We start from the raw sequence: 26,991 nt of genomic DNA on the forward strand, positions 1-26,991 counted from the left end.
GGGTCACGAGGTCTTGCGGATGGACCAGCCGCCGAGCAGACGATCGAGCGTGGCGTTGGCGTACAGGCCATTGGCGAGATGCACGCGCAGTCCGGCAGCGGCCGGGTGCGAGGCCCACAGCGGGAACAGCGCCTGCGCCACCGCCACCAGGCCGAAACTCAGCACCGCCAGCGCCATCAGTGTCCACTCCAGCCGACCCGGCGCCGGCGTCGCCGGCAGCACCCCCGTGGTCAGCCATTCGGCTGCGGTCTGCAGCGCGAAGTAACCGACCGCGGCGGCGCTGGCGTAGAGCGCGGTCCTGCGGGTGAGCGGACGCGGCGCGGCATCGGCCAGACCCTGGGCCAGCAGATAGGCCACACCGAAGATCAGGATGGCGCCCAGGGCCAGGGCCTGCGGCGACTTGTGCCCGAAGCCGAAGGCGAACCCGAAGGCGGCGCCGATCCCGACATAGATCGCCAGCGCGATCAGGAAGGCGCGGCCGACCGCGGCCCCATTGGGCACGGCGACCGGCCCGGGCCGGCGAATGGACGCCACCTGCTCGACGGCGCCGCCGGAGGCCAGGAAGGCATGGGCCTTGTAGAGCGAGTGCGCGACGATGTGCAGCAGTGCCAGCGGGAACAGCGCCAGCCCGCACTGCAGGATCATGAAACCCATCTGCGCGACCGTGGACCAGGCCAGCGAGGTCTTGACCGCGGGTTGGGTCAGCATCACCAGCGCGCCGAACAGCGCGGTGAACCCGCCCAGCATGGCCAGCACGGCGAGCACGCCGGGGGCCGCCAGCATCAGGTCGGCGAAGCGGATCAGCAGGAAGCCGCCGCCGTTGACCACGCCGGCATGCAGCAGCGCCGACACCGGCGTAGGCGCCTCCATCATCTCGGTGAGCCAGCCGTGGGTGGGGAACTGCGCCGATTTCAGCACCGCGGCCAGCGCCATCAAGGCGGCCGCCGCGGTAAGGGCCCCGCCATGCTGGCCGTTCCGCGCCAGCGTGTTGATGGTGGCGATGTCGGTGGTGCCCAGGCTCTTCCAGACAAGCAGCGCCGCGCAGATCAGGGCGATGGCGCCGATGCTGGAGAACAGGCGCTTCTTGCGCGCGGCGCGTTGCGCGGCCACACGCTGGGGATAGAACAGCAGCAGACGATTGAGCGCGATGCTGGTGGCGATCCAGGCCACCACGACCTGGACCAGGTTGCCGGCCTGCACGAGCAGCAGCACCGCGGCGAGCGCGACGCACAGCCAGCCGGTGAAATAGCCCTGCCGCGCTTCGCCATCCAGATAGGTGAGGGTGTAGCGCACCACGATCCAGCCGACGAAGGCGACCAGTAGCAGCATCGTGGTGCTCACCGCATCGAGCCGGACCGACAGGCCGATGCCGCTCCATCCGATCGATGCGCTGCCGCCGGCGCCGCGGGCGATCAGCAGCGCCAACGAGGCGATGGCGACGAGCAGTGCGCCGAGCGCGGCACGTTCGGCGAAGGCGGGGAGGAAGCGGGGGCGTCGGCCGCTGCGGACAAAGCCGAACACGGCTGCGACCAGCAACAGGAGTGGGGCAGAGAGCGGCAGCAGATAGAGCGACAAGGCAATCCCCTTGGATCGAGCGCAGTGGCGGGCGGCGCCACGATAGCGATCGGCGGGGCCGAACAAAAATTCATTGTTTTCACGATATCGTTCGTTATTATCGAACGATGGCCGCTTTGAACTACAACCACCTGCGTTACTTCTGGGCCGTGGCCCACGACGGCAACCTGACCCGCACCGCCGAGCGGCTCAACCTCACCCAGTCCGCCTTGTCGGTGCAGATCCGCAAGCTGGAGGAGCGTTTGGGCCATGCACTGTTCGAGCGGCGCGGGCGGCAACTGCACCTGACCGAGGCCGGGCAGATCGCGCTGGACCACGCCGATGCGATCTTCGCCACCGGCGACGAACTGCTGGGCACGCTGCGGCAGACCGGCGCCGCGCGGCAGGCGCTGCGGGTCGGCTCGCTGGCCACGCTGTCGCGCAACTTCCAGCTGGAGTTCCTGCGGCCGCTGCTCGGCCGAACCGATATCGACCTGATCCTGCGCTCAGGCAGCGCCGGCGAACTGCTACGGGCGCTGGAGGCGCTCAATCTCGACGTGGTCCTGCTCAACCAGGCGCCGGCCACCGACGCGCTGACCCCGTTCGTGACCCATCGGCTCGCCGAGCGCCCGGTCAGTTTGGTGGGCACGCCGGACCGGTTGGGTCATGCCGCCAGCATCGCCGATCGGCTTCGTCAGCATCCCATCATCCTGCCGACGGTGGACAACAGCGTGCGCGCGGGATTCGACGCCCTGGCCGATCGCCTGGGCGTGCGCCCGCAGATCGTGGCGGAAGTGGAGGACATGGCGATGATGCGATTGCTGGCACGCGAGGACATCGGCCTGGCCGTGCTCCCGCCGATCGTGGTCAAGGACGAGATCGCCGCCGGCGTGCTGGTGGAGGGCGATCAATTGCCGGACATCGTGGAGACCTTCCACGCCGTCACCATGTCGCGGCGCTTCCCGAATCCGTTGGTGCGGCTGCTGCTGCAGCCTGCGGCGGTACGAGGCGACGTCTAGCGCACACGGCGGCGCCGGGAATGACGCAGCGCTGTTGCGGCGTCTTCTGCAGGGGCTGCGGCGCTGGTGCAGAAGCTGGCGTGCTCCACCGCCAGACCGTCGCCGATGGTGCATGTGCCAGTTGATGTTGCAGACGACATGAGCGCTGCGGTTGAGTAGGCTTGCACAATGAAGAATCGATCGGTCCGGCAGGCCACGATCATCGGCTTCGATCGGGAGTCGGCTCGCTTGCAGGACGGACCCTCGCCCCTCGGAACAAGAAGGTCTCGGGACCACAATGAGTGACTATCCCCATGGGGTCCGCGCGCCGGCACGCCTGATTCCCTTCCCGTCGTCGATCAGCCCCGAGGCGCGCGCGAACCTGGAGCGCATGGTGGATGCGGATGGCATTCCTCGGAACGCCAGCTACACGATGCCATTGCCGCATGACCGCGCCGGATGGATGAAGGTCAAGGCGGCGGCGGATGCGCACTATGCGGCCTCCCTCGGCGGTCTGGACGGGAGGCTGCGCGCGAGCGCGGAGACGATTCGTGTCGGTGATGCGACCATCCATGTCGCGATCCCGGATACTCTCTCGATGCAGGACTGCGCCTATCTGGATTTTCATGGTGGTGCGCTGGTGTTCGGTGGCGGCGAGGCTTGCCGCGTCCAGGCCAGGATGCAGGCGGAGCAGCATGGCGTGCCGTGCTACGGCGTCGATTACCGGTTGCCGCCCGAACATCCGTATCCGGCGGCGTTGGACGATGCCATGGCGGCGTACCGCCATGTACTGCAGCACCACGCGGCCTCGCATGTCATCGTGGGCGGTCGATCGGCCGGTGGCAATGTGGCCGTCGCCATGCTGCTGCGCGCAAAAGACGAGGGGCTTGCGATGCCCGCCGCCTTGATCCTGCTTTCGCCGGAAGTCGATCTGACCGAGTCCGGCGACAGCTTCCAGGTCAACCAGATGGTCGACGTCGTGCTGCCGGGCTCGCTGATGCGAAACAATCAGCTCTACGCCGACGGAGCCGATCTGTCGCATCCCTTTCTTTCGCCCTTGTTCGGCGATCTGGCCGGTCTGCCTCCGACGTTTCTGCAATCGGGTACCCGTGACCTGTTCCTGTCCAACACGGTGCGCATGCACCGCGCCTTGCGCAGGTCTGGCGTCGCTGCCGAACTGCATGTCTTCGAAGCGATGCCGCATGGCGGGTTCATGGGCAATACGCCCGAAGACAGCGAGTTGGCCGACGAGGTTTCCCGATTCGCCCGGACGCACTGGAACAAAGGTCTGGGCGAGCAGCCGTGATCCCGATAGCCGTCGGAGGCTGCCGCCTCGCACTGCACCGCGCCATGGCGACGCGGACGCCATCGGACCTGGCAGGCATTCGAACACGACGGGCGCGCCGAGCTGTGCGCTGAGATGCTGTTTGTCCGCTTCGTAGGCGGCCGGTTCCCCGGGGATGCGACGACATGCAACATGATCGCGGCATGCACTTGGGATGTTTCCATGGGCGGTGGGCAACGCGCGGATGGCGGGCACGGGCCCTGCGTCAGGCCCAGCACGAGCTGGAGGCCCTCGGGCCATCGTCCCAGTACGCGCTGTCCAGGCGATCGGCATAGCGCGATTAGGATGCCTCCCTCTGCGGCCGTGCAAGGACCTGTCTGAGTTGCAGGCAGCGCGCGGCTTCCGTTGCTCGACGCCAGGATTCTTTGCGTAGCTCCTGGAAATCACGTCCAGCTCATCCGCCGGCTCGCAGGTTCAGCCTTTGCGTTGCCGGAAAGCGCGACGGCCAAGGCAGTTGCGGACAGCAATGCACGCATGTGTGGAGGGCGGTGACGGATTGCCGTGATGCGGGAACGGCTGCCTGCCATTGTCGCGGTGGAACTGCTGGAGGTGAACAGGCAGCGCCAGAGAGCCGGTCTGCGCATTGGTCGCAGTTGCCTCGTACCGCGTCCATGGCGGTGTTTACCGCTTCCGCGTCCGTACCACGTACCTTGATCCCGCCTGAGATGCAGGCGGAATTCCCCGGGTGGGAAAGGATCGATGCAATGGAAACGAAGGCGAAGGGCTTGGCAATCGTGGTCGCGGCGGGGTTGGCGCTGTCATTTCAGGCGCAGGCGCAGTCCTGCTGCCCCTCCGGCGGGCATGGGGTGGTGGGCAAGGGCCTGGGCGAAAGCGTGCCCAAGGCGCTGAATCTCGCGATGGATTCGGCCTGGCGCGTCTATGAGTTCTCGCGCGATGGCGTGAACTACCTGCAGATCAACGACGCCAGCGGCGTGGTCCGTGCCGCGGTCGGCCGCATCGGCAAGACCCTGTGGGTGCTGCCGATGGGCAGCGACGTGGGGCGGGTCTCGTTGACGGCATCGCCTGCGATGCCGTCGCGCGTGATCTACCGGACGGCCGATGTGGTGGTGCGCCTGCGCTCGGATGCACGCGGTGACGCGTGGGAGGTCACGGCGGTGGAGTGAGGCTGCTGGAGGCCGGGCTTTCGGACACCAGAAAGCTGAAGCTCAACGCATGGCGGCGCCGGCAGGTGCCGCCATGCGCCTGCAGGCGGACCGCCAGTTCCCGCTCGGGCGCTTCCGGACGGCGCCGCAACGCGCTCAGCATCGCCGCATCGGCGGTGATGCGGATGGCGATGCCCTGTCGCCCCCGGGCACGCCATACCCGCGCCTGCAGCAGGTGGGTGTGGGCGACGGGCAGCGTCTCGAGGGCGTCGAGGATGCAGCGATAGGCGACCAGTTGCAGGCCCAGCGACAGGCGTCGCGGGTCGCCATGCAGGCGGCAGCGGAACTCCGTGGCGCACAGGTTGGCGAAGGTCGGCGAGTGCAGCGTGTGGTACAGGCCGTGCGTCTCGATGCCGAGCGGGTAGAGCGCGGTGACGTATTCGTCCAGCAACTGCGCCTGGATCACGCCGGTGCGGGTCATCTGCATGGCCGCGGCGTAATGTCCGCGTGCGCGCAGATCCTCCACCACATCGCGGCGCAGCTTGTTGATCTGGGTGCTGAGGTCGGTGTAGTCGACCACCCGTCGGCGCAGCGTGCGTTCGGCCGAGAGGTAGCCAGCCTGTGCGAAGGCCAGCGCCTGTTCGCGCAGGCGGCCGTCATCGCGCATGTGCCGATAGGCGGCGGAGATCCGTGATCCGAACGCGAACATCACCGTGGCGGTGGCGGCGAGCAGGATCTGCACCACGAACGCATCGGCGTCGTGCATGCCCGGTGCGACGACCTTGGGCATGGACAGGGCCACCGCAACGTTCGCCATGACCACGCCGAGCGCCGCGCCCCGCCAGCCATGGCGCAGCGTCAGTACGATCGCCGGGACCACCAGCAGGACCATCAGCAACTGCCGCAGCAGCGCGTCGCCGGCCACGGCGATCGACGCCGACAGCACGACGACCACGGCGATCGACGCCAGCCCCTCGCGCAACAGCGAGGCCCGCAGTCGCGTGGGTTCGTCCCGGCGCAGCCACAGCAACGCCGGCAGCACGAACATCAAGGTGCCCAGGTAGTCGCCAAGCCAGTAGCGCAGCAGCACATCGAGCGGCGCCGGCCCGGCGGGGCCGCCCAGCGCGGTGTTGATCGCGATGTTGCAGAGCGTGCTCCACAGCGCGGTCGCCAGCGTCAGCGGCAGCAGCCAGTGATCGTTGCGTGCCAGGTCAGGCACCCGCTGACGCGCCAGGACCGGCAGCAGCGACACGGCGGGCATCAGCAGGAACGGACTCAGGTATGCCCAGGTGGCACTCGCGCCCCAGGTCTCGCTCATGGGAATGCGCAATGTCAGCAGCGCGGCGGCATCGCCGGCCAGCAACCACGGCCAGCGCCGTGCGGGCAGGAACAGCAGGCTCGCGACGCGCACGCCGGCCGGCAGATACCACTGGTCCACGGAACACCGCCAGGCCAGCAGGAAGGCGGCGCAGTAAGTGGCGCTCAGTAGAACGCCTTTGGCGATATCTCTTGCCGCGGCCATTCCCGCCATCCGTGGTATGTCGCGGCTACTGTATAAGCCGGATCGGCGGCGAGGGTAGACAGTTGGCGGTGTCGAAGACAGTGTGAGATGCGGCGCAGGTGCGCGACGGATGCAGGCGAATGCCGGGTGTTCTTTCGCCCGGATTCGCGAGCCGGCAAGGGGGCGCTTGCAGTCGTGCCGCTGTTTCGTCTGCGTGATGCTGCGCGTCGCTCGTGCAGGCGGCAGCATGTCTTCCACTTCGATGTCGAGCCACGCGAGCATGGCTAGGTGCGATGATGCATGGCCACGTGCTCCTCGAAAGTGACTGCGACAGCAGGGCAAGGATGTGCGCCAGCAAACCTGAAACGTCCTGCCACAACGGATACGGCATGATCACTGCAGGTGCGTCGCGGAGGCATTGCGAGGGCGTCCGATACTCCTGCGTGACCGAATCGGATCGATGCCGGCGACGTGCGGTCGAGCCTGTGCGACAGCGCTCGATCATCGCGTCGTCGGGCGGACTACCGACGGGGCCGGTGACAGGCGTAGCATCGCGCCATGGCGTCCATGCATCGACCTCCCGTTTCCGCATTGCGCGGTCTGGTGACAGCGGTGTGGGCGCACGAGCCCGCACCGGTGTCGGCGGCCGTGCGGCTGCCTGCGCGCGAGCACGTGCTGCCGACCGGTGCCACGCATCTCGCCGTGCGGATCGGCGGTGCACCGTTGCAGGTGTTCGACCACGCGGCCGACCTGCGCGGCCATTGCCTCGGCCACGCGGTGGTGGGTGGGGTACGCACGGCGTATCACGTGCGCGATGTCACGCAGCCTGCGGTCTCGGTCGGTGCGATGTTGCGTCCAGGCGCCACCAGCGTGCTGCTCGGCGTGCCCGAATCCGCATTGGCCGGGCATCACACGCCGCTGGAACTGCTGCTGCCTGCCGGCGAGGTCGATGCGCTGCTGGAGCGGTTGCATGCATGCGCCGAGGCGCCGGCGCGCCTGGCTGCCTTCGAACGGTGGCTGGTCGACCGCGCCGGCGGCCGCCCGCCCGTGCGGCATCCGGCGCTGTGCGTGCTGCGTTCCGGTGGCTGGCATCCGGACGTGCGCGTGGAGACCCTGGTGCGCGCCAGTGGACTCAGCCATCGGCATTGTATCGCCCTGTTCCGGCAGGCGACCGGTCTGGCACCGAACGCCTGGCTGCGGCTGCAACGCTTCTCGCACGCGCTGGACCTGGCGTGCGACCGCTCGCTGGGCTGGGCCGACATTGCCGCCGCCAGCGGCTTCGCCGACCAGGCGCACCTGGCCAACACCTTCCGCAGCGTGGCCGGTGTCACCCCGTCCGCCTGGCGGCGGGCGGCCGATCCCGCCGCCCCCCGGCATGTGCCGCGCTGATCGCGGCGCAGGTCAATTTCCTGCAAGACGCGGCGCACGCAGGGTTCCACAATGGGCGCCTGGCCCACACGAGGACATGCCATGGCGATCCACGAACTGTATGCCTATCTGTGCGTGCGCGACGCCGCCGCCGCGATGGCGTTCTACGCCCGCGCGTTCGGTGCGCGCGAACTGTTCCGCCTTACCGAGCCCGATGGACGGATCGGTCATGCCGAGGTGGATCTCGATGGCCACATCCTGATGCTGTCGGAAGAGTATCCGGACATGGGCGTGCGTAGCCCGGAACACCTCGGTGCCACGCCGGTCACGCTGCACCTGCACGTGGACGATGCCGACGCGTTGGTCGCCCGCGCGCTCGGCGCCGGCGGCACGCTCGAGCGCGGTATGCAGGACCACTTCTACGGCGAACGCTCCGGCACCGTGCGCGATCCCTTCGGCCACCGCTGGCTGATCGGCCACGCGATCGAGTCGGTGACGCCGGAGGAAATGCAGCGGCGTTATACGGCGCTGTTCGCGAAAGCAACGACAACCTGAGAGGGCGCGAGATCGTCAGCGCCCGTGCATGCCGGTGCGTACCGGCAGGAACTCCGGTTTCGCCGTCACTGCCGATGCACGAGACTTCTGTATCGGGTCGTTGCAACGCTTGCGTGCGTCGCCGGTCGCTCGCGCGGCGAGCCGCTGAGGCGTGTACGCAGGTGCGACACGGGCGACGCTAGGTTGGCGCCATCTCGACCGTTCCCAGCCAGAGGAGGCCATCCGATGACCGAGGCGAACCAGCACGTCCTGCAGGCCGCGAACGTCGCCATCGCCGCAGGCGATTACGAAGGCTTTCTCGCCCATTGCACCGAAGATACGACCTGGCACTTCATCGGCGAGCGCACATTGCGGGGCAAGCAGGCGGTCAGGGAGTGGATGGCCGATGCCTACCGGCAGCCGCCGCAGTTCGACGTTCGCAAGTACATCATCGGCGACGGCCACGTCGTGGCCCTCGGCCAGATCACGCTCGAGACTGGCGACGCCGGGACGTCGCGGTTCTCCTACTGCGATGTCTGGCGGTTTCGCGATGGGCGGATGGCGGAACTGGAGGCGTACGTGGTGCCGCTGGCTGCATCCCAGGACAGGTAGCGACGCGCATGTGCTCGGACGTCCGTTCGCAGCGCGGCCATCCTGTCCGCGTCTGCGCACGGCGTCGGCGGCGGGATCGCTCAGTGCAACAACGTATCCGCCAGTAGCTTCAGATTGAGCACCACGATCAGCGCGGCGATCGTCCAGGCCAGCCAGGCCAGCCCGCGGCGCACCACCAGCGGGCCCATGCGGCGCTTGTCGGTGACGAAGCGCACCAGCGGGATCACCGCAAACGGCAACTGCATCGACAGCACCACCTGGCTCAGCACCAGCAGCTTGGCGGTGCCCTGTTCGCCGTACAGCGAGGTCACCGCGACCACCGGCACGATCGCCAGGCCACGGGTCAGCAGGCGCCGCGCCCATGGCGGCAGGCGCAGATGCAGGAAGCCCTCCATCACGATCTGCCCGGCCAGGGTGGCGGTGACGGTGGAGTTGATGCCGGAAGCCAGCAGCGCCACCGCGAACAGGGTGGAGGCCAGGCCGACGCCGAGCATCGGCGCTAGCAACTCGTGGACCTGTTCGATCTCCTGCACGTCGGTGCGGCCGTGCGCATGGAACACCGCGGCGGCCAGGATCAGGATCGCAGCGTTGACGAACAGCGCCAGGCTCAGCGCGATGGTGCTGTCGGCCAGCGCCCAGCGCAGCGCCGAGCGGCGGCCCTGGTCGGTGCGCTCGTAGGCGCGGGTCTGCACGATCGAGGAATGCAGGTACAGGTTGTGCGGCATCACCGTCGCGCCGATGATGCCGATCGCCAGGTACAGCGCGGCCGGATCGGTCACCACCTGCGCACGCGGGATGAAGCCTGACAGCACCTCGCGCAGCGGCGGCGCGGCCAGCACGATCTGCACCAGGAAGCAGGCGAAGATCACCGTCAGCAGGGCGATCACGAACGCCTCCAGCGCGCGGAAGCCGCGGCGCATCAGGAACAGCACCAGCAGCGCGTCGATCGAGGTGATGATCGCGCCAGCGGTGAGCGGGATGTCGAACAGCAGCTTCAGCGCGATCGCCGTGCCGATCACTTCGGCCAGGTCGCAGGCGACGATGGCCGCTTCGCAGGCCAGCCACAACAGGAAGTTCACCGGCTTGGAGTAGTGCGCACGGCAGGCCTGGGCCAGATCCAGCCCGGTGGCGATGCCCAGGCGCGCGGCCAGGCCCTGCAGCACGATCGCCATCAGGTTGGACAGCAGGATCACCGACAGCAGCAGGTAGCCGAAGTGCGAACCGCCGGCGATGTCGGTCGCCCAGTTGCCCGGATCCATGTAGCCGACCGAGACCATGTAGCCGGGCCCGAGGAAGGCCAGGAAGCGGCGCCAGCCCAGGCCGCTGCGCGGCACGGCCACGCTGGCATGCATCGCGCCCAGGCTGGGACGCGCCTCTCCGCGGCTGGCGTGCGCGGCAGCGGAACTCGGCAGGGGCAGGGGGGCGGCCATGGCAATGACACGTGGGGCGGGGTGCGAACGAGTATATAGCAGGTGCTATATGGATTAGCATTGGCAATTCAGATCGCTGCGATAGCCCGGATTCGGCCAGAATAGGCGGGTGGCCGGCGGGCGCCGGCACAGGACAAGGGCGTTGCGATGCAGAAAAGCGGGAAGTCGATGGCGCCGCCGGCGGTGCTGCTCGACGCCGAAGTGCAGGTCGAAAGCTTCCGCCAGGTGCGCGAGGCGCACCGCCTGGAGCTGATCGAGGACTACGTGGAGCTGATTTCCGACCTGCTCGCCGACGGTGGCGAAGCGCGGCAGGTGGATATCGCCGCGCGCCTGGGCGTGGCCCAGCCGACCGTGGCCAAGATGCTCAAGCGCCTGGTCAAGGGCGGTTGGGTGGTGCAGCGGCCCTACCGCGGCGTGTTCCTGACCGCCGAGGGCGAGGCGCTGGCCGCGGCCAGCCGGCAGCGCCACCAGACCGTGGAGCAGTTCCTGCTGGCCCTGGGCATCGACGCCGACACCGCGCGCCGCGATGCCGAGGGCATCGAGCATCATGTCAGCGAAGCCACGCTGGCGGTCTTCGCCGAGTTCGTGCGCAAGCACGGCGCGTCGCGATGAGCGTCGGCGACGACGCGCAACGGGCGCGCGATGCGTATTGGATGCGCCACGCCCTGGCCCTGGCCGAGCGTGCCGAGCGCGAGTTCGACGAGATCCCGGTCGGCGCGGTGCTGGTCTCGGCCGAGGACGAGGTGCTGGGCGAGGGCTGGAACCTCAACATCGCCGAACACGATCCCAGCGCGCATGCCGAGATCGTCGCGCTGCGCCAGGCCGGCCGCCGGCTCGGCAATCACCGCCTGGTCGGCAGCCGCCTGTACGTGACCCTGGAGCCGTGCGCGATGTGCGCGATGGCGGTGGTGCACGCGCGGGTGGCGGAACTGGTCTATGCCGCCACCGATCCCAAGACTGGCGCCTGCGGCAGCGTGTTCGACCTGCTCGCCGATCCGCGCCACAACCACCGCGTGCAGGTCCGCAGCGGGGTCCTGGCGGCGGACGCGAGCACGCGCCTGACCAACTATTTCCGCGCCAAGCGCGGCAAGCCGCCGCTGGGCGCGTGAGCGGCCAGCCCCTGCCGGTCGCGCAGGCCGCGCGGTATCATTGAAGTCTGATACGACACTTCCGCGCCGGCCTCGCCGCCGCGAACGACAGGACGGTGATATGGCGCAAGCGCATGTGGCGAACGATCGGCTGATCTGGATCGATCTGGAAATGACCGGCTTGGATACCGATCGTGATTCGATCATCGAAATCGCCACGGTGGTGACCGACGCGCAACTCAACGTGCTGGCCGAGGGCCCGGAGTTCGCCATCGCCCATCCGCTGCAGACGCTGGAGGCGATGGACGAATGGAACCGCAACCAGCACCGCCACTCCGGCCTGTGGCAGCGCGTGCTCGACAGCCAGGTCACGCTGGCCCAGGCCGAGGCCGAGACCATGGCGTTCCTGACCCAGTGGTGCAAGCCCGGCACCTCGCCGATGTGCGGCAACTCGATCTGCCAGGACCGGCGTTTCCTGCACCGGCAGATGCCGCGGCTGGAGCGCTTCTTCCACTATCGCAACCTGGACGTGTCGACGCTGAAGGAACTGGCGCGGCGCTGGGCGCCGACGGTGTCGGCCGGCCTGACCAAGACCTCCTCGCACACCGCGCTCAGCGACGTGCACGATTCCATCGACGAACTGCGTTACTACCGTCCGTTCATGGGCACGTTGGGCGGGCAGGGCGAGGGCTGATCCGCGATCCGGACACTGTCAGAGAGCATGCGATAGATCGCCCGACGATCGTCGGGCGGATACAGTCGCGCAGGGAATGCAGGTGCTGACGCCGCCCCTCAGCGCGCCAGCGGCGGCCCTGGCTTGGTCTCGCCGTCGTCGGTGACGCCCTTGGTCAGCAGCTCGGCGATCGGGCGCCCATCGGCATCGTGGTGGTACACGTGCAGGTCGCGCTGCGGATACGGAATGCTGAGCCCGTTCTCCAGCAACTGGTTGCGGATCTGCTCCAGCGTGCTGCTCTTGGCCGCGCCGAAATCGCCGTTCTTGGCGTAGCCGAACAGCATCAGGTCCACCGTGCTCTCGCCCAGGTTGGTGACCTGCACGAACGGGGCGGGCGTCTTCAGGATGTTTGGATTGTCCTGGGCGATCTTCAGCAACAGCTCCTGCGCCTTCTTCAGGTCGTCGCCGTAGCCGACGCCGACGGTGATCTCCAGGCGCCGGTTGGGCAGGGTGCTGTAGTTGACGATCGGCGCGGTGGTGATGGTGCTGTTGGGCAGGGTCACCATGCGCTCGTCGAAGGTGCGGATGCGGGTCTGGAAGATCCGGATCTCGTCGACCACGCCTTCCTGGCTGGCCACCACCACGTGGTCGCCGTCGCGCATCGGCCGCAGCACGATCAGCATGACTCCGGAGGCGATGTTGGACAGCGAATCCTTCAGCGCCAGGCCCACCGCCAGGCCGGCGGCGCCGAGCACGGCGAACAGCGAGGTCGGCGGCACGCCGATCTTCTGCAGCGCGGTGACCAGCACCAGCACCAGCATCAACGCATAGGCGACGTTGCGCAGGAAATTGCTGAGCGTGGCTTCCACCCGTGCGCGCAGCAGGGCGCTGCGCAGCCATTCGCTCAGGCGCTTGGCGATCCACATTCCGACTACCAGGATCAGGATCGCCACGCCCCAGTTGAGCGCGTACTGCGCCCAGTCCAGCGTCCGCCAGTCGAACGGGCGCGCCGCCCGCGTCGCCGGTGCAGCGGTCGTGGCCGCCGTCAGTGCCGTCAGCCACGACTGCATCGGCATCACCCCTTGCTCTTGAGCTTGGCCAGGCGCAGCCAGGTGTCGACCACGGTGTCGGGGTTCAACGAGACCGATTCGATGCCTTCCTGCATCAGCCACTCGGCCAGGTCGGGGTGATCCGAAGGACCCTGGCCGCAGATGCCCACGTACTTGCCCTTGGCGCGCGCGGCCTTGATCGCCATCGACAGCATCTTCTTGACCGCCGGATTGCGTTCGTCGAACAGGTGCGCCACGATCGAGGAGTCGCGGTCCAGGCCCAGGGTCAGCTGGGTCAGGTCGTTGGAGCCGATCGAGAAGCCGTCGAAGATCTCCAGGAATTCCTCGGCCAGCAGCGCGTTCGACGGCACCTCGCACATCATGATGATCTTCAGGCCGTTCTCGCCCTGGCGCAGGCCGTTGCTGGCCAGCACCTCGACGACCTTGCGGCCTTCCTCGAGGGTGCGCACGAACGGGATCATGACCCACATGTTGTCCAGGCCCATCTCGTTGCGGACCTTGAGCACCGCCTTGCATTCCAGCGCGAACGCGGCGGCGAAGCTCGGATCGACGTAGCGGCTGGCGCCGCGGAAGCCGATCATCGGGTTCTCTTCGTGCGGTTCGTAGTTGCTGCCGCCGATCAGGTTGGCGTACTCGTTGGACTTGAAGTCCGACAGGCGCACGATCACCGGGTGCGGCGCCACCGACGCGGTCAGCGTGGCGATGCCTTCGGCCAGGCGATTGACGTAGAAGCTCACCGGGTCGGCGTAGCCGGCGATCTTCTCGTCGATCTTCTTCTTGGTCGCCGCGTCCTGCTTGGCGTATTCCAGCAGCGCGTTGGGATGGATGCCGATATGCGCGGCGATGATCATCTCCAGGCGCGCCAGGCCGATGCCGGCGTTGGGCAACTGGCCGAAGTCGAACGCGCGCTCCGGGTTGGCCACGTTCATCATGATCTTCAGCGGCGCCGGCGGCATGTTGCCCAGATCCGTGGTGGTGCGCTCGAACGGCAGGCGCTCGCCATAGATGTAGCCGGTGTCGCCTTCGGCGCAGCTCACCGTCACTTCCTTGCCGTCCTCGACCAGTTCCATCGCGTTGCCGGTGCCGACCACGGCCGGCACGCCCAGCTCGCGGGCGATGATCGCCGCGTGGCAGGTGCGGCCGCCGCGGTTGGTGACGATCGCCGAGGCGCGCTTCATCACCGGCTCCCAATCGGGGTCGGTCATGTCCGCGACCAGCACGTCGCCGGGCTGCACCCGGTTCATGTCTTCCAGGCTGCGCACCACGCGCGCGACGCCGGCGCCGATCTTCTGGCCGATCGCACGGCCTTCGGCGATCACCTCGCCGCGCTGCTGCAGCGCGAAGCGTTCGATCTGGGTGGCGTGGCCGCGCGACTTCACCGTCTCCGGGCGCGCCTGCACGATGAACAGCTTGCCGCTGACGCCGTCCTTCGCCCATTCGATGTCCATCGGCCGCTGGTAGTGCTGCTCGATCACCAGCGCCTGCTTGGCCAGTTCCTGCACGTCCTCGTCGTTGATCGAGAAGGTGTTGCGCAGCTCGGCCGGGGTGTCCTCGATGCGCACGCGCTCGCCCGGCACGTCCGAATACACCATGCGGATCAGCTTGCTGCCCAGCGAGCGGCGCAGGATCGCCGGCTTGCCGGCCTTGAGGGTGGGCTTGTAAACGTAGAACTCGTCGGGATTGACTGCGCCCTGCACGACCATTTCGCCGAGGCCGAAGCTCGAGGTAACGAACACCACGTCGCGGAAACCGGACTCGGTGTCCAGGGTGAACAGCACGCCGGAGGCGCCGACGCCGGAGCGCACCATCAGTTGCACGCCGGCCGAGAGGAACACGTCCTCGTGCTTGAAGCCGTGGTGCACGCGGTAGGCGATGGCGCGATCGTTGTAGAGGCTGGCGAAGACTTCCTTGACCTTGTGCACCACGTCGTCGGCGCCGGTCACGTTGAGGAAGGTCTCCTGCTGGCCGGCGAAGCTGGCGTCGGGCAGATCTTCGGCGGTGGCCGAGGAGCGCACCGCGACCGCGATGTCGCCACCACCGTTCTCGTTGCACAGTTGCGCGTAGGCGTCGCGAATCGCCTGGTCCAGCTCCGGCTGCAGCGGTGCGTCGATCACCCAGCCGCGGATTTCCTTGCCGGCGGCGGTCAGCGCACCCACGTCTTCCACGTCCAGCGTGGCCAGCTTGTCGAAGATGCGCTGGTACAGATCGTTGTGGGCGACGAAGGCCTTGAACGCTTCGGCCGTGGTGGCGAAGCCGCCGGGCACGGACACGCCGAGCCCCGCCAGATTGCCGATCATTTCGCCGAGGGAGGAATTCTTGCCACCGACGCGAGCCAGGTCGGCCAGGCGCAGCTCATGCAACCACAGGATGTTCTCGTTCAAGCGCGATGCTCCGTTAGGCCATCGCCCGAGGCGGGCTGAATGGCCGCGTCCGTGAGGGAAGAAGCCGATATGATGCAGTGCGCACCCGAGCCGGCACAAGCGAAGCGGGCGCATCCGTTGGGTTTCAGCCAGGAGAATGCAGGCAATGTCGACGATCAGACCGGTGTTCTACGTGTCCGATGGAACCGGTATCACCGCTGAAACCATTGGGCATAGCCTGCTCACCCAGTTCAGCGGTTTCAGCTTCGTCACCGACCGCATGTCGTTCGTCGACGATCCGGAAAAAGCCCGCGACGCCGCGCAGCGGATCCATGCCGCAGGGGAGCGCTATCAGGTTCGGCCGATCGTGGTCAACTCCTGCGTCGATCCGCAACTGAGCATGCTGCTGGCCGAGAGCGGGGCGCTGATGCTCGACGTGTTCGCGCCCTTCATCGAGCCGCTGGAGCGCGAATTGAACGCGCCGCGGCACTCGCGGGTGGGACAGGCGCACGGCCTGGTCGACTTCGAGACCTACCACCGCCGCATCAACGCGATGAACTTCGCGCTCGCGCACGACGACGGCATCGCGCTCACCTACGACGAAGCCGACGTGATCCTGGTGGCGGTGTCGCGCGCGGGCAAGACCCCGACCTGCATCTACCTGGCGCTGCATTACGGCGTGCGCGCGGCGAACTATCCGTTGACCGACGAGGACCTGGAGAGCGATCGGCTGCCACCGCGGCTGCGCGCGTATCGCAACAAGCTGTTCGGGCTGACCATCGATCCGGAGCGGCTGCAGCAGATCCGCCAGGAGCGGCGGCCGAATTCGCGTTACTCCAACGCCGAGACCTGCCGGCGCGAAGTGGCGGCGGCCGAAACCATGTTCCGCATGGAGCGGATTCCGACCCTGAGCACCACGCATACCTCGATCGAGGAGATTTCCAGCAAGGTGCTGGCGACGCTGGGACTGCAGCGCGAGATGTTCTGAGAGAGGGGACGACGGGCCAGCGCGCGCTGGTCGGGCGGGGCCGTTCCTGGCGGCGACGGCATTTCCGCACGTCCTCGCAGGGATTTCCACGGTAGGCCGCTGGCGCCGATCCGTCAATGCTGCCGCCGGCGCGATCCAGCGTGTAGGATCGGTCCATGCAGCACGCCATGACCCGCAGCGAACGCATCCCCCGGCTCAGCCGTTTCGGCTGGCTGATGGGGCTGTACGCCGAGAACTATCTGCACCTGAACCGCCTGTTCGTGCCGGCCGACCTGGCCGCCGGCAGCTACGTGTCCAGCATCGGCGACGGCCTGGACCTGCGCCTGGACGTGATCGAGCGTCACCGCTACACCGTCGAACTGCGCCTGACCTACGATCTGTGCGACCCGCTGACCGGCGAGCCGGACCCGTCGGCCTACGTGCGCCTGTACCTGGACGCGCGCCAGGCCGAGACCACGCATTGCTATGTCGGCCGCCGCTGGCAGGACGTGATGGGGCTGTACCCGCCGCCGGCGGAACTGATCAGCCACCGCATGCGCATGAACACCTTCCTCGGCAAATGGCTGGAATACCTGGCCGAGCGCGGCCACGGCGTGGCCACGCTGCGATCGGCGCCGCCGTTGCCGCGCGCGGCGCAGGACGCGGCGACGCCCGCCGTCTAGCCACAGGCTGGACCAGGCGGCGGCACGGTTACGGCATACTGCGCGCCCGTCGTCCTCTGCCTTCGTCGCATGCCTTACACCCCCATCGTCGCCACCCTGGGCTACGTGCTCTCGCCCGATCGCAGCCAGGTGCTGCTGGTCCATCGCAATGCCCGGCCCGGCGACCATCACCTGGGCAAGTACAACGGCCTGGGCGGCAAGGTGGAGGCGGACGAGGACGTCCTGGCCGGCATGCGCCGCGAGATCCTGGAAGAGGCCGGCATCACCTGCGAAGCGCTGCAGTTGCGCGGCACCATCAGCTGGCCGGGGTTCGGCAAGCACGGCGAGGACTGGCTGGGCTTCGTGTTCCTGATCGACGCCTACGCGGGCGAGCCGTTCGCCGAGAACGCCGAGGGCACGCTGGCCTGGGTGCCGATCGCGCAGATGGACACGCTGCCGCTGTGGGAGGGCGATCGCCATTTCCTGCCGCTGGTGTTCGACGGCGACCCGCGCCCGTTCCACGGGGTCATGCCATACCGCGACGGACGCATGCAATCCTGGCGCTACTCGCGGGTCTGACGCGCTAAGCCCCTCTCCCATCGGGAGAGGGGTTGGGGTGAGGGTACGGCGCGAGAGCGACGCGCGCAGTTTGGTTGCACCAGGCTCCGCCCGTACCCTCATCCGGCCCTTCGGGCCACCTTCTCCCGACGGGAGAAGGAACAGCCTCTTCTTCCCGCTGGTGTTCGACGGCGATCCACGCCCGTTCCGCGGGGTCATTCCGTATCGCGACGGACGCATGCAGTCCTGGCGCGACTCGCGGGTCCGACACGCTCGCGCTGCCGTAAAGCCCCTCTCCCATCGGGAGAGGGGTTGGGGTGAGGGTGCGGCGCGAAAGCGACTCAAGAAGTTTGGGGGTACGGCCCGAAAGCGCCGCGCGCAGTTTGGTTGCACCAGGCTTCGCCCGTACCCTCATCCGGCCCTTCGGGCCACCTTCTCCCGTCGGGAGAAGGAACAGCCTCTGCCTTTCGCGCCGGGGGATGGGCGAGGGGCCGGCGCGTCGCTCGGTCGAGCGTTCGCGCGGCACCGCCTTCGTCTTGTCCACAGCGGCTGTGGATCGATCCTGCACAAGCCTGTGGGCAAACTGGCCAAGTCGCTGAAATGGCTGCCAGATTTTGCCGGGTGGCGAAAATTTCATCAGTCCCGGTCTCGCTTCTCCACAGCCGGTGTGGATGAAAGCGCACGAATGCTGTGGATAAGATGCCAGTGGCGTTGTGCCGCAACGGCCGCCGCCGCAATGGCGAAAATTTGACCAGCGTCGATCGCGCGATCCAGCAGGCGCACGTGCGCGCTTGCCGCAGCGCTACTGCGCGGTCCAGCCGCCGTCGATGGCGATCGTCTGCGCGGTGATGTTGCGCGCCGCCGGCGAGGCCAGGAACGCCACGCAGCCGGCCAGTTCGTCGTAGGCGATGAACACGCCCTTGGGCATCGGCTTGAGCATCACCTGGGCGATCACGTCGGCTTCGGAAATGCCGCGGGTGCGCGCCTGGTCGGCGATCTGCCTGTCCACCAGCGGCGTTTTCACGTAGCTGGGGCAGAGCGTGTTGATGGTGATGTCGGTGTCGGCGGTCTCCAGTGCGATCACCTTGGAGAAGCCGACCAGGCCGTGCTTGGCGGCGACGTAGGCGCTCTTGTATGGGCTGGCGACCAGCGAGTGGATGCTGCCGATGTTGACGATGCGGCCGAAGCCGCGTTCGCGCATGCCAGGCAGCACCGCCTGGGTCAGCCGGGCGACCCCGGTCAGCATCACCTCCACCAGCAGGCTCCACTTGTCCATCGGGAACTCCTGCAGCGGCGCCACATGCTGCAGCCCGGCGTTGTTGACCAGCACGTCCACCGGCCGGCTGACGGCGGCCAGCGCCGCGGCGATGCTGTCCGCGCTGGCCACGTCCAGCGCCACCGCCTCGGCCGAGCCGCCGGCCTGGCGCACCTGCGCGGCGACCGTTTCGGCGGCCTGGAGATCGAGGTCGCTGACGACGATGTGGCGGCCGTCGGCGGCCAGTGCGTGGGCGATGCCGGCGCCGATGCCGCTGGCGGCACCGGTGATCAGGACGGTCTGCATGGGGAGTACCTGCGCGGAGTGGGGGCGATCAGCGTAGCAGCGCGCCGCGACGCCTGGCAGCGGCCGCTCGCCAGTGCGGCGGCGCCACGCTACCCTGTGCCGTCGCTCGCCGCTCACGCCGGATCCGCCACGTTATGCCGATGAAACGCCACTTCTCCATGCTGCGCGAGTTCCAGCTGGCCGACTGGTTCACCCTCGCCAACGCCTTCTGCGGCACCGGCGCGGTGTTCGCGGCGATGCGCTTTCTGCAGGACGGCCGCCGCAGCGACCTGCTGTTCGGCATGGCGCTGATCCCGCTGGCATTCGTGTTCGACGCGCTGGACGGGCGCGTGGCGCGCTGGCGCAAGTCGTCCTCGACCCTGGGTCGCGAGCTGGACTCGCTCGCCGACGTGATCTCCTTCGGCGTGGCCCCGGCCGCGCTGGCCTACGCCTGCGGCATGCAGGGCGGCTGGGACTGGCTGGTGCTGAGTTTCTTCGTCTGCTGCGGGGTCAGCCGCCTGGCCCGCTACAACGTCACCGCCGAGCAGATCGCCGGCGACGGCGACAAGGTGCCGTACTTCGAGGGCACGCCGATCCCGAGCAGCCTGGGCCTGGTGATCGTGCTGGCGATCGCCGCGCACTTGGGCCATATCGGCGACGCCTTGTGGTGGGGCGAGTGGCGGTTGGGACCGTGGCTTCTGCACCCGCTGGCGCTGCTGTTCGCGCTGTCCGGCTCGCTGATGATCAGCAAGACGCTACGCATCCCCAAGCCCTGATCGCAGCGGGTTGCTATCATCGCGGGCCAGGTCTGGAGAGTGGCGATGAAGGCTAGCGGCGGTGGCGCCGGCGATTTCGAGGCGATGACGCGGCAGTACTGGGACGCCTGGAGCGCCGCATTGCGCCAGGGCGCCGCGGCCCCCGCGGCTGGCGATGGCGCCGGTTCCTGGCGCGAGGCGATCGCGGCCTGGAGCCAGTGGCTGCCGCGCGGCAGCGCGCCGCAGGCCGAGGACGCGCTGGCGCAGTTCCAGCAGCAGGCCGGCGACTGGCTCGGCGCGATGCAGCAGGTGGCGGCGCAGTTCGCCGGTCGCGACGCCAGCAGTGCCGACGTCGCCGACGCCTGGAAGCGACAGGTACAGGGTCAACGCGAGCAGTTGCTGCAGTGGCTGCTGGGTGCGGTGCGCGGGGCCGGCCAGGCCGGGATCGACCCGTGGCTGCAGCAGGCGGCGCAGTGGCTGCAGGGCCTGCAACGCGACAGTGGCCCATGGTTGCAGATGCCCGGGTTCGGCCCGGCGCGCAACCACCAGGCGCGCTGGCGGGCGCTGGCCAAGGCCCAGCAGGACTATCAGGCGCAGTTGCAGGCCTATCTGGGACTGCTGCAGGGCGCCATCGACCGCGCCTTCGGCCTGTTCGAGGAGAAGCTGCGCACGCACGAGGATCCGGGCCGGCAACTGACCAACGCGCGGGCGATGTTCGACCTGTGGATCGACGCGGCCGAGGAAGCGTATGCGGCGGCCGCGCTGTCGCCGGAGTTCCGCCAGGTCTATGCCGACGTCGCGAACGCGCAGATGCGCCTGCGCGCCCTGCTGCAGCGCGAGACCGAGCAGGTGTGCGAGCAGGTGGGCCTGCCCACGCGTACCGAACTGGATGCCGCGCATCGGCGCATCGCCGACCTGGAACGCCGGCTGCGACGACTGGAGCGCGGCGAAGGGCAGGGCGCGACTGCCGCAGCCGGACCTGCACCGGTTGCCACGGCCCAGGCTGCGCCGCAGAAAAGCCCCAGGAAGACCGCGGCCAGGTCGGCCCCTGCGCGGGCGGCAGCCGCCGCGCCCAAATCCAAGTCCAAATCCAACGCCGCCACGCCAGCGAAGGCCACGCCCGCCGCCACGTCGCGGCGGGCCGGGACCACGCCGGCGGCACGCCGGAGTCGCGCATGAAGGGACCGCTGAGTTTCAGCAGCGACGATCTGGTCCAGGAGACCCTGGAGCTGCAGCGCAAGCTGCTCGAAGGTCTGCGCGTGCTGCCGGGCCTGGACACGGTGGACTACGGCGCCACCGCGCGCCAGGAAGTGTGGCGCGACGGCAAGGTGGTGCTGTATCGCTTCGTCGGCGAACGCCCGCCCACCGCCAAGGTGCCGCTGCTGATCGTCTATGCCCTGGTCAACCGTCCGTACATGGTCGACCTGCAGGCGGACCGCTCGCTGGTGCAGGGACTGCTGGCGCTGGGCGAGGACGTCTACGTACTCGACTGGGGCTACCCGGACCGTTCCGAGCGCTACCTGACGCTGGAGGACTACCTGCTGCGCTACATCGACGGCGCGGTGGACCACCTGCGCGCGGCCGGCGACGGCGCCCCGGTCAACATGCTCGGCATCTGCCAGGGCGGCACGTTCTCGCTGTGTTACTCCGCGCTGCAGCCGGAGAAGGTGCGCAACCTGGTCACCATGGTCACCCCGGTGGATTTCCACACCCCGGACAACATGCTGTCCAACTGGGCGCGCCAGGTCGACGTCGACCTGTTCGTGGACACGCTGGGCAACGTGCCGGCGGACCTGATGAACGTCAGCTACCTGATGCTCAAGCCGTTCCGCCTGAACCTGCAGAAGTACGTCGGCCTGCTTGACATCCTCGACGATCCGCGGGCGCTCGAGGACTTCCTGCGCATGGAGAAATGGATCTTCGATTCGCCGGATCTGGCCGGCGAGACCTTCCGCGAGTTCGTCAAGCAGTTCTACCAGGACAACGCGCTGATGCACGGGCGCGCGCGCATCGGTGCGCACACGGTGGACCTGGGTCGGGTCACCATGCCGGTGCTCAACGTCTATGCCGAGCAGGACCACCTGGTGCCGCCGGATGCGTCGCGGGCGCTGCGCGGCGTGGTCGGCAGCCGCGACTACGCCGAACTGAGTTTCCGCGGCGGCCATATCGGTATCTACGTCTCCGGCCGCGCCCAACGCGAAGTGCCGGCGGCGCTGCATCAGTGGCTGGCAGAGCGCGATGGCGGGCACTGAGCGCCAGCGGCGACGCGTCGTGCCGCCAGGGGCGCGTCTTGCTGGCGTCGTCTTGGCGGTGGCGCTGGCCTGGCTGAGCGTGGAGCGCGGCATCGCTGCGCCTGCGGCCGCGGCCGACCGTGAAATCCGCGGACTGCTGGCGGCGTTGCAGTCCTCGCCGTGCCGGTTCCAACGCAACGGGACCTGGTACTCCGGTCGCGAGGCCGAGGCGCATCTGCAGCGCAAGTACGCGGCACTGCGTTCGCGCGACCTGGTGGACAGCGCCGAGCAATTCATCGCGCGCGGCGCCAGCCGCAGCAGCGTCAGCGGAAGCGCCTACCGTGTTGCCTGTCCTGGCCGGCCGGAGCAGGAGGCGGCGGCCTGGTTCGAGCAACAATTGGCGGCATTGCGCCGTCACGCCGCGCCCGCGCCGGCGCGCGTAGAGTGAGCCGGCCGCCGTCGCTGGAGCCGCTGCCATGTCGCAACCCCGTTCGCTGTCGCGCTCGTTGAACGACCGCATGATCGCGGGCGTGATGGGCGGGATCGCCCACCGCTTCGGCTGGAATGCGACCCTGCTGCGGGTGCTGTACGTGGTCGGGTCGATCGTCTCGGCCGCCTTCCCCGGCATCCTGGTCTATCTGATCCTGTGGCTGCTGATTCCCAACGAAGCCGATTGACGCGGCCGCTGTCGCGGGTCTGGCGCAATGCCGGGATCGCCGTCGGCGTCCTCTGGACCTCTCCGAACACTGTCCTGGGCATGCTCGTCGGGACCATCGCGCTGGCCTTCGGTGCGCGTCTGCGCTTCAGCCGACGCGAACTGGCGCTGGTGTTCGAACGCGTGCCGATGCGGCCACGCGGGGCGATGACGCTGGGCAACGTGATCCTGCTCAGCGCAGACGATCTGGACGTGGCCTGCGCCACCTACGAACACGCTGCCGGTCGTTGCCGGCATCCTGCGGTACGGCTCGGCGACCACGAACGTGCGCACGTGCTGCAGTACATGCTGCTCGGGCCGCTGTTCCTGCCGGTGTACCTGGCCTGCGGCGGGGTCAGCGTGCGCAATCCATTGGAACGCGCCGCCGATCGCTATGCGCTGTACGGTCGGGGTTGGTGGCCGGGGACGGGTTGAGCGCGTGGCGTCCGCAAACCGCTCCTTTCGCAATGCACGACGTTGCCGCGCATGAGCGGCTTCAGCCGCGACGGGCTTTCCCGGGAACGCCCCGGTCGCGGCTGAAGCCACTCGTACGGATGTACCAGTGGCGCTTGTTGGTGGCTCGGGTCAGTCGAGCCGGGAAAAACCGAACAGGCGCTTGAGCGGGTGCGCATGCCGCTCGATCTGGGCGCGCAGCAGGCCGGCGCCGATCATGCTGTAGGTGATGCCGTTGCCGCCGTAGGCCATGGCGAACTGCACGCGCGGGCCGTGCTGCGGGTGCGGGCCGAAGAACGGCAGGCCGTCCTCGGTCTCGGCGAAGGTGCCGGCCCAGGCGAAGGTCGGCTGCAGCTCCAGTCCCGGCATCACCTTGGCGATCTTGCGCGACAGCGTGTGCGCCTTGCTGTCCACGCGCGCGTCGCGTCGCGCCGGCACGTCCACGCTGTCGTCCTCGCCGCCGGCGACGATGCGGCCGTTGCCGGTGCTGCGCAGGTACAGATACGGCCGCGCACTTTCCCAGATCATGGTGTCGCGCAATGGGCCGAGGACGGAAGGCTCTAGCGGGTCGCTGACGAAGGCGTAGCTGCTGCGGTTGCGGGCCACGCGTTGATCCAGCCAGTGCTGGTTGGCGTAGCCGGCGGCCATCACCACATGGCCGGCGCGCACCTGCGCGCCCTGATCGGTGTGCAGGGTCACGCCGCGGCCAGTGACCACGATCCGCGCGATGCGGGTGCGGTCGTAGACGCCGACGCCACGTCGGAAGGCGCGGCCGAGCAGGCGATAGGTGAGGCGGTACGGATCCACCCGTGCCGCCTGGTGGCTGAGGATCGCGCCGTGCGCCTGCAGGCCGTAGTCCGCGTCCAGCGTCTGCGCGTCCAGCCATTCCACGTCCAGGCCGTGTCGCGCGCGCACTTCCAGCTCTTCCAGCAGCACCCGCACGTGGCGGCGTTTGCTGGCGTAGTACAGGCTGTCGTTCCAGCCGAAGTCGACATCGCGCAGCGGCCGGACCAGGTCGCGCAACTGCTCCAGCGCCTGCGCGCAGGCACCGTAGGCGAGGGCGGCGGCAGGTTCGCCATAGCGCTTGGCCAGATCGATCAGATGGGTGTCGATCTCGTACTGCAGCAGGGCGGTGCTGGCCGCGGTGCTGCCCCAGCCGATGTCGCGCTGCTCCAGGACCGTCACGGCATGCCCGTGCGCGCTCAGTTCTTCGGCGATCAAGGCGCCGGTGATGCCGCCGCCGACGACCGCGACATCGCAGCGCACGTCGTCGCGCAGCTGCGGAAAGCTCTGCATCAGGCCGTTGCGGACCGACCAGAAGGGATAACCGCTCTTGAGATCCATGACGCCCCGGCGCAGAAAGGATGTGCGACTTAGGCGCAGGTCCGGTTAAGTCCGCGTGAGCCGCCGCGGACGTCATGTTCGGGCAAACAGCCGCGATTAATCTCGGTGCAGAAGTCCCTCACATGGCGCTGTGTATGGTGCGCGCCAGTTCCACGAATTCCCTGCAGAGGAAGCGTCATGTCGGTCGTTCTGTATATCGGTGGCAGCAAGGACGGAGAGAAGGGCGTCGTGCCCTACGGGTTCCGCAAGTCCATGAAGGAAACCGAGGCAGGCCCGGAGATCTATGTCGAGCGCGTGCTGGCATTGAGCGATCGGCAGGTGCGGATCATGGCGCTGGAGTCGCTGCAGGACGATATCGTGGTAGAACGCTTGCACAGGTATTATTCGCGTTGACGCCGGCGTGCGAACCCCGGTGTGGCCGCCCGCCTAGGCGGGCCAGCGACGGTTCGCATCGACCTGCCACCGACCATGCCCGCACCAGAAACCAGCAACACCTCGGCGCCGCCGACGACCGTCGACCCGAACGCCCCCACCGACATGTCCAACCAGCGCAGCGATATTTTCTTCGCTGCAGTGCAGACCACGCGCATGCCGATGATCGTGACCGATCCGCGGCAGCCGGACAATCCGATCATCTTCGTCAACCGCGCGTTCCTGGAAATGACCGGTTACGGTCGCGAGGAATTGATCGGCAATAACTGCCGCTTCCTGCAGGGGCCGGACACCGATCGCGAGACGGTGCGCAGCGTCCGCGATGCGATCAAGTCGCACGACGAAGTGGCGGTGGAGATCCTCAACTACCGCAAGGACGGTTCCAGCTTCTGGAACGCGCTGTATATCTCCCCGGTGTATGACGACCGCGGCGAGCTGGTGTATTTCTTCGGTTCGCAACTGGACGTCAGCCGCCGCCGCGATGCCGAGGACGCGCTGCGCCAGGCGCAGAAGATGGAGGCGCTGGGCCAGCTCACCGGCGGCATCGCGCACGACTTCAACAACCTGCTGCAGGTCATGTCCGGGTATCTGGAACTGATCGAGCACGCGGTCGAGAGCGACCCGCTGAATCCGTCGCTGCTGCGCAAGAGCGTGGACCGCGCTCGCGATGCCGCCGGCCAGGCCGCGCGCCTGACCCAGCAGCTGCTGGCGTTCGCGCGCAAGCAGAAGCTGGAAGGACGCGTGCTCAATCTCAATGCCCTGGTGGCCGGGATGAGCGATGTGGCCGAGCGCACGCTGGGCGACGGCATCGCGTTCTCGCTGGAACTGTCGCCGGACCTGCGCAACTGCCGGATCGACCCGACACAGGCCGAAGTGGCGCTGCTCAACATCCTGATCAATGCGCGCGATGCGATGGCCGACCAGGCGGCGCCGCGTCTGGTGATCCAGACCCGCAACGTCTCGGTGCGCGCGGACGAACCCACCACCTACGACAACCTGCTGCCCGGCCACTACGTGTGCGTGTCGATCACCGACAACGGCAGCGGCATGCCGCCTGAAGTGCTGGCGCGCGTGCTGGATCCGTTCTTCACCACCAAGGAAGAGGGCAAGGGCACCGGCCTGGGCCTGTCCATGGTCTACGGCTTCGCCAAGCAGTCCGGCGGCGCGGTGCGCCTGTATTCGGAGGAGGGCCACGGCACCACCGTGCGCCTGTACTTCCCGATCGACGACAACGTCGAGAACATGGCCCCGCGCGATTCGCGCACGCGTCGCCCGTTCGATCGCCAGGGCGACGAGACCATCCTGATCGTCGAGGACCGGCCGGACATCGCCGAGCTGGCGCGCCTGTTCCTGGGCGACCAGGGCTATGCCACGCACGTGGTGTACAACGCCCGCGAGGCGTTGGAACTGCTCGATACCGGCGTGCACGTGGACCTACTGTATTCGGACCTGATCATGCCGGGTGGCCTCAACGGCGTGATGCTGGCGCGCGAGGCGCGGCGGCGCCGGCCCAAGATCAAGGTGCTGCTGACCACCGGCTATGCCGAATCCTCGATCGAGCGTACCGATGCCGGTGGCAACGAGTTCGAGGTGTTGGCCAAGCCGTACAACCGCCAGGAGCTGATCCGCAAGGTGCGCATGGTGCTGGACGGACCGACCGGGGTCACCTGACGCGACAGGTCGGCGCGCGCCTGTCAACGGGTTCCCCGGCGGCGCGCG

The 26,991-nt window shown here is 68.2% G+C and carries 27 protein-coding genes and 1 pseudogene; 21 read left to right on the plus strand and 7 right to left on the minus strand.

What is annotated here, in order from left to right:
• Positions 1 to 3: 3 nt before the first annotated feature.
• Positions 4 to 1,575, minus strand: a complete 1,572-nt coding sequence (locus ACHWVH_RS10425; protein WP_394687099.1) for a proton-conducting transporter membrane subunit — start codon at positions 1,573 to 1,575, stop codon at positions 4 to 6.
• A 107-nt stretch (positions 1,576 to 1,682) separates the two neighbouring features.
• Between ACHWVH_RS10425 and ACHWVH_RS10430 the strand changes: the two genes are divergently transcribed.
• The 3 genes from ACHWVH_RS10430 to ACHWVH_RS10440 all read left to right on the plus strand — a co-directional run bounded on the left by ACHWVH_RS10430 (position 1,683) and on the right by ACHWVH_RS10440 (position 5,021).
• Entirely contained in the window at positions 1,683 to 2,573 is an 891-nt protein-coding gene (locus ACHWVH_RS10430) for a LysR family transcriptional regulator (RefSeq protein ID WP_267105882.1), read from the plus strand.
• Positions 2,574 to 2,850: 277 nt separating this feature from the next.
• Positions 2,851 to 3,858, plus strand: coding sequence for an alpha/beta hydrolase (locus ACHWVH_RS10435; RefSeq protein WP_295928655.1), 1,008 nt, complete (start codon positions 2,851 to 2,853; stop codon positions 3,856 to 3,858).
• A 743-nt stretch (positions 3,859 to 4,601) separates the two neighbouring features.
• Positions 4,602 to 5,021, plus strand: a complete 420-nt coding sequence (locus ACHWVH_RS10440) for a hypothetical protein (RefSeq protein ID WP_267116699.1) — start codon at positions 4,602 to 4,604, stop codon at positions 5,019 to 5,021.
• Here ACHWVH_RS10440 and ACHWVH_RS10445 read toward each other — a convergent pair.
• A complete protein-coding gene (locus ACHWVH_RS10445; protein ID WP_198527667.1) occupies positions 5,005 to 6,522 on the minus strand; it encodes an MASE1 domain-containing protein in 1,518 nt (505 codons plus the stop codon). The two genes, ACHWVH_RS10440 and ACHWVH_RS10445, sit on opposite strands and share 17 nt — an antisense overlap.
• Before the next feature lie 537 nt (positions 6,523 to 7,059).
• On the opposite strand from ACHWVH_RS10445, the gene ACHWVH_RS10450 reads away from it, so the two are divergent.
• The 3 genes from ACHWVH_RS10450 to ACHWVH_RS10460 all read left to right on the plus strand — a co-directional run bounded on the left by ACHWVH_RS10450 (position 7,060) and on the right by ACHWVH_RS10460 (position 9,015).
• The gene (locus tag ACHWVH_RS10450; RefSeq protein ID WP_394687100.1) at positions 7,060 to 7,890 is read left to right on the plus strand and encodes a helix-turn-helix domain-containing protein; all 831 of its coding nucleotides are present in this window, start codon (positions 7,060 to 7,062) and stop codon (positions 7,888 to 7,890) included.
• Between the two features lie 81 nt (positions 7,891 to 7,971).
• On the plus strand, positions 7,972 to 8,424 hold the full coding sequence (locus tag ACHWVH_RS10455; RefSeq protein ID WP_295864079.1) for a VOC family protein: 453 nt from the start codon (positions 7,972 to 7,974) through the stop codon (positions 8,422 to 8,424).
• 225 nt (positions 8,425 to 8,649) lie between these two features.
• Entirely contained in the window at positions 8,650 to 9,015 is a 366-nt protein-coding gene (locus ACHWVH_RS10460; RefSeq protein ID WP_394687101.1) for a nuclear transport factor 2 family protein, read from the plus strand.
• A gap of 80 nt (positions 9,016 to 9,095) precedes the next feature.
• Here ACHWVH_RS10460 and ACHWVH_RS10465 read toward each other — a convergent pair whose 3' ends face one another.
• Positions 9,096 to 10,367: an Nramp family divalent metal transporter gene (locus ACHWVH_RS10465; RefSeq protein WP_394687177.1), complete on the minus strand. Its 1,272-nt coding sequence runs from the start codon at positions 10,365 to 10,367 to the stop codon at positions 9,096 to 9,098.
• A 225-nt stretch (positions 10,368 to 10,592) separates the two neighbouring features.
• Here ACHWVH_RS10465 and mntR point away from each other — a divergent pair, with 225 nt between their 5' ends.
• The 3 genes from mntR to orn all read left to right on the plus strand — a co-directional run bounded on the left by mntR (position 10,593) and on the right by orn (position 12,227).
• Positions 10,593 to 11,057: a manganese-binding transcriptional regulator MntR gene (gene mntR, locus ACHWVH_RS10470; RefSeq protein WP_026143893.1), complete on the plus strand. Its 465-nt coding sequence runs from the start codon at positions 10,593 to 10,595 to the stop codon at positions 11,055 to 11,057.
• The gene (gene tadA / locus ACHWVH_RS10475; protein ID WP_394687102.1) at positions 11,054 to 11,554 is read left to right on the plus strand and encodes a tRNA adenosine(34) deaminase TadA; all 501 of its coding nucleotides are present in this window, start codon (positions 11,054 to 11,056) and stop codon (positions 11,552 to 11,554) included. Before mntR ends, tadA begins: the two co-directional genes overlap by 4 nt.
• A gap of 100 nt (positions 11,555 to 11,654) precedes the next feature.
• Entirely contained in the window at positions 11,655 to 12,227 is a 573-nt protein-coding gene (gene orn, locus ACHWVH_RS10480) for an oligoribonuclease (RefSeq protein ID WP_017909493.1), read from the plus strand.
• 98 nt (positions 12,228 to 12,325) lie between these two features.
• Here orn and ACHWVH_RS10485 read toward each other — a convergent pair whose 3' ends face one another.
• Entirely contained in the window at positions 12,326 to 13,276 is a 951-nt protein-coding gene (locus tag ACHWVH_RS10485; RefSeq protein WP_394687103.1) for a mechanosensitive ion channel family protein, read from the minus strand.
• A gap of 5 nt (positions 13,277 to 13,281) precedes the next feature.
• The gene (gene ppsA / locus ACHWVH_RS10490; protein ID WP_043092078.1) at positions 13,282 to 15,657 is read right to left on the minus strand and encodes a phosphoenolpyruvate synthase; all 2,376 of its coding nucleotides are present in this window, start codon (positions 15,655 to 15,657) and stop codon (positions 13,282 to 13,284) included.
• 145 nt (positions 15,658 to 15,802) lie between these two features.
• On the opposite strand from ppsA, the gene ACHWVH_RS10495 reads away from it, so the two are divergent.
• The 4 genes and pseudogenes from ACHWVH_RS10495 to ACHWVH_RS10510 form a co-directional block, all read left to right on the plus strand.
• Entirely contained in the window at positions 15,803 to 16,624 is an 822-nt protein-coding gene (locus tag ACHWVH_RS10495; protein WP_010342958.1) for a pyruvate, water dikinase regulatory protein, read from the plus strand.
• A gap of 155 nt (positions 16,625 to 16,779) precedes the next feature.
• Positions 16,780 to 17,286, plus strand: a complete 507-nt coding sequence (locus ACHWVH_RS10500; protein ID WP_017909496.1) for a DUF1249 domain-containing protein — start codon at positions 16,780 to 16,782, stop codon at positions 17,284 to 17,286.
• A gap of 69 nt (positions 17,287 to 17,355) precedes the next feature.
• Positions 17,356 to 17,844, plus strand: a complete 489-nt coding sequence (locus tag ACHWVH_RS10505; protein WP_017909497.1) for an 8-oxo-dGTP diphosphatase — start codon at positions 17,356 to 17,358, stop codon at positions 17,842 to 17,844.
• 154 nt (positions 17,845 to 17,998) lie between these two features.
• Positions 17,999 to 18,088: pseudogene (locus tag ACHWVH_RS10510) on the plus strand (7,8-dihydro-8-oxoguanine triphosphatase); the annotation flags it as partial.
• A gap of 537 nt (positions 18,089 to 18,625) precedes the next feature.
• On the opposite strand, the gene ACHWVH_RS10515 reads toward ACHWVH_RS10510, so the two are convergent.
• Positions 18,626 to 19,384 (minus strand): 3-hydroxybutyrate dehydrogenase, encoded by a 759-nt coding sequence (locus ACHWVH_RS10515; protein ID WP_043092076.1) that lies wholly within the window; start codon positions 19,382 to 19,384, stop codon positions 18,626 to 18,628.
• Positions 19,385 to 19,524: 140 nt separating this feature from the next.
• Between ACHWVH_RS10515 and ACHWVH_RS10520 the strand changes: the two genes are divergently transcribed.
• The 6 genes from ACHWVH_RS10520 to ACHWVH_RS10545 are packed head-to-tail and all read left to right on the plus strand — an operon-like array spanning position 19,525 to position 23,478.
• A complete protein-coding gene (locus ACHWVH_RS10520; protein ID WP_017909499.1) occupies positions 19,525 to 20,139 on the plus strand; it encodes a phosphatidylcholine/phosphatidylserine synthase in 615 nt (204 codons plus the stop codon).
• Positions 20,140 to 20,184: 45 nt separating this feature from the next.
• On the plus strand, positions 20,185 to 21,297 hold the full coding sequence (gene phaE / locus ACHWVH_RS10525; protein WP_295928647.1) for a class III poly(R)-hydroxyalkanoic acid synthase subunit PhaE: 1,113 nt from the start codon (positions 20,185 to 20,187) through the stop codon (positions 21,295 to 21,297).
• Positions 21,294 to 22,370, plus strand: coding sequence for a class III poly(R)-hydroxyalkanoic acid synthase subunit PhaC (locus ACHWVH_RS10530; RefSeq protein ID WP_043092074.1), 1,077 nt, complete (start codon positions 21,294 to 21,296; stop codon positions 22,368 to 22,370). Before phaE ends, ACHWVH_RS10530 begins: the two co-directional genes overlap by 4 nt.
• A gap of 52 nt (positions 22,371 to 22,422) precedes the next feature.
• On the plus strand, positions 22,423 to 22,797 hold the full coding sequence (locus tag ACHWVH_RS10535; protein WP_148828215.1) for a DUF5329 family protein: 375 nt from the start codon (positions 22,423 to 22,425) through the stop codon (positions 22,795 to 22,797).
• A gap of 28 nt (positions 22,798 to 22,825) precedes the next feature.
• Positions 22,826 to 23,026: a PspC domain-containing protein gene (locus ACHWVH_RS10540; protein WP_026144177.1), complete on the plus strand. Its 201-nt coding sequence runs from the start codon at positions 22,826 to 22,828 to the stop codon at positions 23,024 to 23,026.
• Positions 23,023 to 23,478 (plus strand): hypothetical protein, encoded by a 456-nt coding sequence (locus ACHWVH_RS10545; RefSeq protein ID WP_295928644.1) that lies wholly within the window; start codon positions 23,023 to 23,025, stop codon positions 23,476 to 23,478. The genes ACHWVH_RS10540 and ACHWVH_RS10545 overlap by 4 nt, the downstream gene beginning before the upstream one ends.
• Positions 23,479 to 23,628: 150 nt before the next feature.
• Here the strand turns inward: ACHWVH_RS10545 and ACHWVH_RS10550 are convergent, their stop codons facing one another.
• Positions 23,629 to 24,840, minus strand: a complete 1,212-nt coding sequence (locus ACHWVH_RS10550; protein ID WP_295928643.1) for an FAD-binding oxidoreductase — start codon at positions 24,838 to 24,840, stop codon at positions 23,629 to 23,631.
• 177 nt (positions 24,841 to 25,017) lie between these two features.
• Here ACHWVH_RS10550 and ACHWVH_RS10555 point away from each other — a divergent pair, with 177 nt between their 5' ends.
• On the plus strand, positions 25,018 to 25,233 hold the full coding sequence (locus tag ACHWVH_RS10555; RefSeq protein WP_017907884.1) for a hypothetical protein: 216 nt from the start codon (positions 25,018 to 25,020) through the stop codon (positions 25,231 to 25,233).
• Positions 25,234 to 25,308: 75 nt separating this feature from the next.
• A complete protein-coding gene (locus tag ACHWVH_RS10560) occupies positions 25,309 to 26,943 on the plus strand; it encodes a hybrid sensor histidine kinase/response regulator (protein WP_267102612.1) in 1,635 nt (544 codons plus the stop codon).
• Positions 26,944 to 26,991 lie beyond the last annotated feature (48 nt).

Source organism: uncultured Xanthomonas sp., assembly GCF_964278005.1.
GTDB classification, from domain to species: domain Bacteria; phylum Pseudomonadota; class Gammaproteobacteria; order Xanthomonadales; family Xanthomonadaceae; genus Xanthomonas_A; species Xanthomonas_A sontii.